The organism is Paraglaciecola sp. (assembly GCF_030730205.1).
Lineage (GTDB): Bacteria > Pseudomonadota > Gammaproteobacteria > Enterobacterales > Alteromonadaceae > Paraglaciecola.
The window spans coordinates 1-7715 of the sequence record NZ_JANQVQ010000310.1; the positions used below are offsets into that span (position 1 = coordinate 1).

3 protein-coding genes are annotated in these 7715 nt (G+C 39.2%); 2 read left to right on the plus strand and 1 reads right to left on the minus strand.

Features of this window, described 5'->3' with window-relative positions; genetic code table 11:
* Positions 1 to 326 precede the first annotated feature (326 nt).
* On the plus strand, positions 327 to 926 hold the full coding sequence (locus tag NWQ57_RS20415) for an ECF-type sigma factor (protein ID WP_306024031.1): 600 nt from the start codon (positions 327 to 329) through the stop codon (positions 924 to 926).
* 33 nt (positions 927 to 959) lie between these two features.
* A complete protein-coding gene (locus NWQ57_RS20420; RefSeq protein ID WP_306024032.1) occupies positions 960 to 4265 on the plus strand; it encodes a serine/threonine-protein kinase in 3306 nt (1101 codons plus the stop codon).
* 74 nt (positions 4266 to 4339) lie between these two features.
* Here the strand turns inward: NWQ57_RS20420 and NWQ57_RS20425 are convergent, their stop codons facing one another.
* On the minus strand, positions 4340 to 7276 hold the full coding sequence (locus NWQ57_RS20425) for a hypothetical protein (protein WP_306024033.1): 2937 nt from the start codon (positions 7274 to 7276) through the stop codon (positions 4340 to 4342).
* Positions 7277 to 7715: the final 439 nt, after the last annotated feature.

Here is a 7715-nt window from a genome sequence, read left to right on the forward strand (position 1 = left end):
TGATGCTGCCCTAAATTTTGATGCATCAACCAATCAGCTCATCGCTAAATTTAGACAAGCAAACCAATAAATTTTTGCTTATTCACAAGAGCCAGAAACACCCGTTTCTGGCTCTTATTTTGCTCGAAAGACATCCCTTTAAATCCTACTAAAACAAAAAACTTCAATAAAATCATAAACAAAGCTTGTTAGATAGACCGCTAAAGCCTATTCTAATCAGCGATGAGTTTTTGACCTGTTTCACGTTAAAACGAAAATACACAACGCCGTGAGTCAAAACTGAGTTTAATTACCAATGTGTTAGGTAAAATGGAAACAACCAGAATATGCACAAAGCACAAAGAATAACGATTGATAGCGAAAATGACGGCGAATTTACTGAGATTTTAAACAATTGGGTCATCAATAATGACCTTTACAGTGCCAATCAACTTCGCAGTATCATTTATTACCATTTACGTGGAATTGTAAAAAAACAGCTGAATAATAAACTACAAAAAAACAGCAAGCAGAGCCTTGTTGATCAACTACCCAACACCACTTCACTTATGCATGACGTATTAGCCAGCCTAAGTCCTCCTAAAGAAATTTTTGATAACCGAGAACAATTTTTGATTTCCTTAGCAACCTTTGTTCGATGGATGTTGTTAGATGATTTGAAAAGTAAAAATGCCCTGAAAAGAACGCTAGATGAGCAACCAATCGCAGAGTTTTTCCAATTATCTGAAAACCCAGAACCCTACCTGTTGTTTGACGATGCTTTTTCAAAGCTTGAGCAACTCTCACCTCGCTCATATCAAGTTGCAATATTGCATTATTTCTTAGGCCTCGATATTCGCGATATTCAATTTGAATTGAGTATAGAAAAATCAACCGTCTACAACGAATTGTCAACCGCAAAGGCTTATCTTAGAACGCAATGTTAAGAGGTATTACACTCATCGATTAAAGGGATTTTTATGCAGTTTGATAGCTCTCTTGCCGTATTTCGTTATTTACTATCCATTGATGAACATGCAATGGAAACCGCCCTATCCGGGATCCTCGATATACGTCACCCTTTTTATAACGAAGTGCTAGCGCTAATTGATGCTCACAAAAGTAATCAACAACATACTGAATTTTTGGGACTTATCTCCAAGCAAGCTGAAAAATTAGTCGACGATGAGGAAGTTAAACTACTAGTTGGTAAACAGGTAGGTGTTTATCAACTCGTAAAAAGGCTTGGCGTTGGTGGAATGGGAGCTGTTTATTTAGGAGTAAGAAATGACGGTCAATTACAGCAAAAAGTAGCGATAAAATTTGTTTATCCTTCTATTGTTGCCTTAGGCGGTAACGACTTAGTGAAAAGAGAAGCTCAACATCTCGCGGACTTAGAACACGTCAACATCGGAAAGGTACTTAACGTAGAAACCGATTCGTCAGGTTTACCTTACATGGTAATGGAGTTCATCGATGGCATAACCATTGACCAATATTGTTCTGAAAATAAACTAACCGTGCCTCAACGTTTAAGTATTATGTTGAAAGTTTGCCGTGCAGTGCTAGAGGCGCATCAAAACCGAATCATTCACGCAGACATTAAACCCTCAAACATCTTAGTGGATAAACAGGGTGAGCCAAAGTTAATGGATTTTGGCATAGCACGTACGACTATCACCGTGTCTGATCATAGCAAACAAAGCAACACATACTTAAGTGGGGTCAGTCATAATTTTGGCAGCCCAGAGCAATTTGCGGGTGAACACATCACAACTGCAAGTGATATTTATTCTGTAGGTAAGGTGCTATCTCATCTGTTAGAGCACCAAAACAAAGACTCTGATATTCAAGCAATCATTGATTTTGCGATTCAAAAAGAAAAGGCAAAACGGATTACTAGTATGCAATTTTTTATTGCTGCTATTGAAGACTATTTGGCTAATCTCCCCCTAACTTGGTATCGCAACGATCTGATTTACAAGTATCAAAAATGGTCATATAGAGAGCCGGTGTCGGCATTGGCATCCATCCTACTACCACTGATAGTGTTAGCAGTGACCACCTTTACCTTGATAAAGAATAATCAGTTGGCCGCTGAGTCAGCTAAAAATAATCAGATTTTAAGTTATTACGAAAACTTATTAAGTGCAGCCTCACCCAGTCTATCTAAAAGTACTCAGTTGAGTGCAGCTAGCTTGCTTTCTTATGGGGTCGATTTAGTTGCTGATTTGGCAATTCATGACGCTCCAACTAGAGATCGAATACTTGTAACCTTAGCTACAAGTTTATTCAATTTGGGATATTTGAATAAAGCCTCTACCGTTGCCGGCACGATTGAAACCCATCACGTAGAAACGGCGATCCTGCGAGCTAATATTGCTTACAACGAAGGCAATATTAAACAAGCCGAACAAATAGTGCACACCTACCAACTTGAACTAAGAAAACATCACTCCGGGTTGCTTTTATTGGCTGAAATCGCCAGTGCACAAATGCAGTTTTCGAAAGCCACTGATTTTCTAGATGAAGCAAGTCTTTTGGTTAAAAACGATAGCGAGGCCCTAAACGGACTACTAGTGCATTTAGAAATATCGACAAAAGAGGGATACCATGAAACCAAACGGCTGTTAGACACCTTAGAAAAACAACCAAAAACGCCGCTAACAAATGTCTGGTATAATGCCTATTCTGCAGATTTTTACAGCGAAAAAAACGAACAACAACTAGCGAACAAGTTTATCGAAAAAGCGATTACTACAGGTGAGAAAATCTATAATCGCAATCATCCTGATCTAGCAAAATTATTTTCGATAGCCGCTAAACTATCCATCAAACAAAAAAACGCTCTTCAAACTGAAAACTACTTAAATAAACAACAAACCATTTACGAAGGTTTAGCGCCTAATTATCAATCATCACTACTAGATGTGTATTCAACACAATTTAGATATTTTTTTAATGCCAATAGCCATGCTCAAGCTAGAAACTACAATTTGTTAGCACTCGAACTTTGCGCAATTAAAAATTATATCCCATGTGAGCAAATGACGATTGAGGGAGCCAAAATTGCTTTCGTTGTAAAGGACTATGAAAGCGCAATTGCCTTAGCGGAAAAATCACGGCTGAGCACAAATAGCGAACATACGTTTGAAATTCTCGATATTTTGGTCAAAAGCTACTTCGCGATAGACTCAGCGAAGTATAAATACTTACTCGATGAGATGCGTTCTCTAACTGCCACTTCAGCCCAACGTGCAAGCTATATCAACAATCTTATTTTAACCGGCAATACCGAACAGGCTATCGAGTTATATAAATCAAACAAAAACAATTTTCAAAACGTTGATACTGATGAAATGTTTGCTTTTGCTAACGCTTTTTATGCTGCCGATGACGTTGCTACTGCAGAACTATTGTTACAGCAGCTTGATGAAGTCAAATTAAATGAGGAACATAAACAAACCTTTGGGCTATTATTTGAAAAAAATAGCCCCGCGACCTTTGACAAAAAAACTGACTTTATTTATCGACTCGAAGGTGGTCACACACTCATTAAACATCGTCGTGTCGTTGCTATTGACAAGCCCACTCAAAATGACATTGCGACCATAGGAATTGATTTTTCAATTGCCTGGCAAAACACCAAATTACAGGGCCGTAAGCTGGCTATTTATATCAATCAAAAATTAACTTTCCAGCAAACAGGCTTCGATACTTGGCAACAAATTCAAGGTATTCATTGGCATCTGATTGGTGATGCGATTGATAACACAGGCAAAATAGAATTAGATCCTTACAATTTTATGGCCAATGGTCGAAACAAATTTAAAATCTTAATTGTAAGTGAATTCGGTTATTGGAGCGTGAGTGACGGTCTATTTAGTGTGGTTACTGGGATCAGCAAAGATAATGGCTTAGAGGACAATATTGAACAGCGTTTGCTTGTTGATGTGGTGTTCAAACCGGAAGCCAGTGAGGTCTACAATATTGGAGAAAAAAATAGTATCCAATGGGATGAACGACTATTAGGGGGGCAATCCGTTTCAATTTATGTATTACATGATGACTCAAGAGGTATAGGCAACAAACTTTATGCTGACAGTAAGGTAATCGTAAAACGAAGGTGGTATTCCGTCGCGATTGGTGTGAAAAATACTGGGCTTTATACATTAGATCCAGCTCAATTTAACGGGCAAGGTAACAACTACAAAATACTTCTCGTGTCTGATAATGGAAATTGGGCTGTGTCCGATGAAAGATTTACCGTGGTAAACCCCTATTAATCAGACATAAAAAGCCCTTTCGAGGTAATAAACCAAGAAAGGGCCAAGGGAGATCACCGATTTACCGCTTTATTTTAATTCGCCTTATCTGCCCCTAATTGCTTTAAATTCTTCAAAAGTTGTTCAGCTTGAGTAACATCGCTAATTAGGTAATTTTCACTTACGCTACCATCTTCTTCATAAGTCATGAATACATGTAAAGCGCCACTATCCGCGGCAATGTATAAGCTATTTTGGCCACCATTAATGTCAATGCTGCCATCTTCGTTAATGCTGTAGGGGATAGTAGCAACCACTTCTGTGTATGTATTGTCAGTATAGATGCTAATACTTTCTGCACTAAACATAAGATACGAAGCGGTAAACTCATCATTTTGGTCACGGTCTATCAATACATTTTGCAAATCAACTAAGGATGTAACGCTTTTTACTGCTGTGCGGTTATTAATCGCGTCAAGGGTAAACTGTGCTTGCTCTTGCGTAGCAAAAAGTAAGATTGGTGAACCGTCAAACGCAACTAGTTGAAAGTCATCACCATCCATCAAGAAAGCAAAACTTCTGGGTAGTCTTTGTGCTTCAGTAAAACGCATGACGTTGTCTTCAAAGGTAATGTAAGCACCATTAATGTCAAACGCGTCAGAAGTCACTGATTTAAGGTTAAACGTTCCATCGCCGCTTAAGTTGAGTGAAGCTATGCTGCCACTTACCGTGTTGTTGGCATCCACTAAAAAGTAGTCCGTATCTAAAAACTCACTCGGTGAACTTAAGTCAAAAAACGGTGCAGGGGCTAAGCTAGGTAAGTAGTTGTCTCTTTGCGCGTTTAAAGGCCGCTGGTCTATTTTATTTAATTTTCTAGCACTGACTTGCAGATAATCAAAGCTTCCTTGATTAGCAAGATCAAAGCGATGAAAATTAGTTAAGCCGTAGGCATCGCCATCAACGGCAAAGCGTTTCAACAACCGACTATTGAATAGATAACATGCATAGTCTCGTGCATCTAATTCACCAAAACAGCCAGAACCATTTGGATTATTCACCTCATTCCAACGGGTAATGTCTAACTCTCCGTCCTCGTCTACTGACCAGTCTCCATATTGAACATAAACTTCGTCTTGCGAAATTATGCCATTGTTATCGTTGTCGAACGTACTAACGGTGTAAGCCTTGCCTGTTGGCCAAAGCTCAAACCAGAAATGGTATAAATTTTCACCCATACCCTCTTGAAGTTCATAAATACCTGGCATGCTTGCCAAATCGAAACCGTCTTCGCTCTCTATTTCCCCACCATCAGCAATCACAAGCCGCTCAGCTTGATCATCATTAAGTAATACCGCATATTTCTTAGCAGAACTGCTATTAGTTAACTGGGTATAAAGTAAGCTTGCACCATTTTCAAATACAACGCTTACTTGCTGCTTTGAACTAGCTTCACCACCAACATAGTTCCAAGTAAATGACTGTTCTGATACGCGCGTCACACCCGTGTTGTTTGGTTCAAAGGTAAACTGCTCAATCGTCAATATATCAAGATTGTCAGCGGTGAAAAACCCTAAGGGTAAGGGTAAGGCATAGTCAGTGGTCATGCCTTCATCTATGGAGAAATCAATGATATTGCTGGCGGTAATCGCCTGATGGGTTTCTTGAAAAGAAACCTCTTCAGCGCTCAACTGCGAATTCTCTGGATAGCGTTTTAGTCCACTAAAGTCACTTTCTAAGGTCATACTGATGCTATCAAGAGTGTCGAGGCTAAAGATCACACTTGAAATAGTAATTTCATAAGTGACTTCCGTAGGCTCACCATTAATCACTTGTTCTTCAGTGCCTAATTCATAGATATAAGGGGTATCACCAAAGCTTACGACTAGCGAATTTGGCGTGGTCGTGTAGGAAAAAAATGTACTACCATCGTTATCAAGAATTTCGCCCATTTTCCCTTGTTCTGCATCGGCGGCAGCTAAATTAATGGCGATACCGTCTTGTGCAAAATATAAGACCTGTGCGAGTTCAAAAATTGACTCGTCGAAAATATTCGAGTCATTGAGTATTTCTTGGATGGCCTCGACATACTCATCAGATGTTTTTATGAGTGAGATATAAGCCTTACTTGCTTGAACATCGCTGACTAAATCTAAGGTATCCACTATTCCGTCAGGCAATGCAAGTTCTGCATTATCTGGGGCTTTATCGATAGCGACTTTTATGGCCGTCGCCAAGGTGAATAGTTGCTCTAAGCTAATTTTACTAGCTAAGCTGACTAAGCTCGCTTGGTCTTGAGGATCATTGCCATTATTGAGCAATTGCATTAAGGCAACTTTGGCAGTCGTTAAGTTAGTAACATTAACATCACTTAGTTCATCACTGCTTAATACACCATCTGCATTTGCGAGAGATAAAAGCGTTTCAACGTCACCCAAGATCGATATCAGACGAGCGCGACCTTGTGTTTCTACACCTTGCGCCACAATGCTGACCATGTCAGTGGAAATATCATCGTCAATAGCAAGTTCTACTTCATATTGACCATTTGCATCAGCAATAACCTTTGTTTCCTGTGTACCAACCACAACCGTAACTTCAGCGTTGGCAATCGGACCGTCTGTCACCAACCCGGTCAGTTTTATATCATTGGTTACCTGAGTAATCGTGATGGTTACCGATGCTGTAGTAGCAGCACCCTCATCGTCTGTTGCTGTTAGAGAAAAAACTAAGTTCTCATCCGCAATAACTGATGGCGCAACAAATGAAAACTCAGCGCTATCTGCGCCAGTAATAGCCACCTCAGTACCAGAAACCTGTGACCACTCATATTTTGCAATGGTGCCGTCATCAGTTACACTCGAAGAGACAGTCAAAGATAGCTTTTCTGCTATTGATGTATCACTTAGGTTAATAACAGGTGCTTCATTTATTGGCTCAACCACAACCTCCGTTGAACTATCGTTTTCCAATGAACATCCACTCATTCCAAAACATACCATCACCGCCAAGGCGACCTTACTCATTTGCTTCATCTTTACTTTTCCTTTTAATAAACAAAACTACGCAAAAACACGGTTCGATGAATTGCGTGACAAAAAAGCGCTTTAATTACCGGGTCCAATGAGAGATGCCTTTGCTGTGATAAAGCGAGGAGTTGACCCATCAAATAATCATAGGAGTATTGTTTTTTTTGCTTAATTATTAACCCAAGAAAAACCCTGTTTATTTTCCAAAAAAAAGAAAATTATTTTTTGTTTAAACTATGAATTAATTAGAGAAAATGAATATTTCATGCCCATTGACCCTTGTATTAAAGTCAATGCAGAAAACTAAAGCGGAAAAATGGCAGGACTTAAGACGAAAGAGGTTTAGGTAGCACCTTACAATGCGCAACAATGAAAGAAATTACTACATCGGAATCAGTAGACTTAATTCCACGCAATGCTTATTCTACTTATATCTTAAAAGAGG

What these genes read in the sequence shown, in the direction of transcription:
- NWQ57_RS20415 (WP_306024031.1), top strand. Translation starts at nt 327, where the DNA reads ATGCACAAAGCACAAAGAATAACGATTGATAGCGAAAATGACGGCGAA.
- NWQ57_RS20420 (WP_306024032.1), top strand. Translation starts at nt 960, where the DNA reads ATGCAGTTTGATAGCTCTCTTGCCGTATTTCGTTATTTACTATCCATT.
- NWQ57_RS20425 (WP_306024033.1), bottom strand. Translation starts at nt 7,276, where the DNA reads ATGAAGCAAATGAGTAAGGTCGCCTTGGCGGTGATGGTATGTTTTGGA.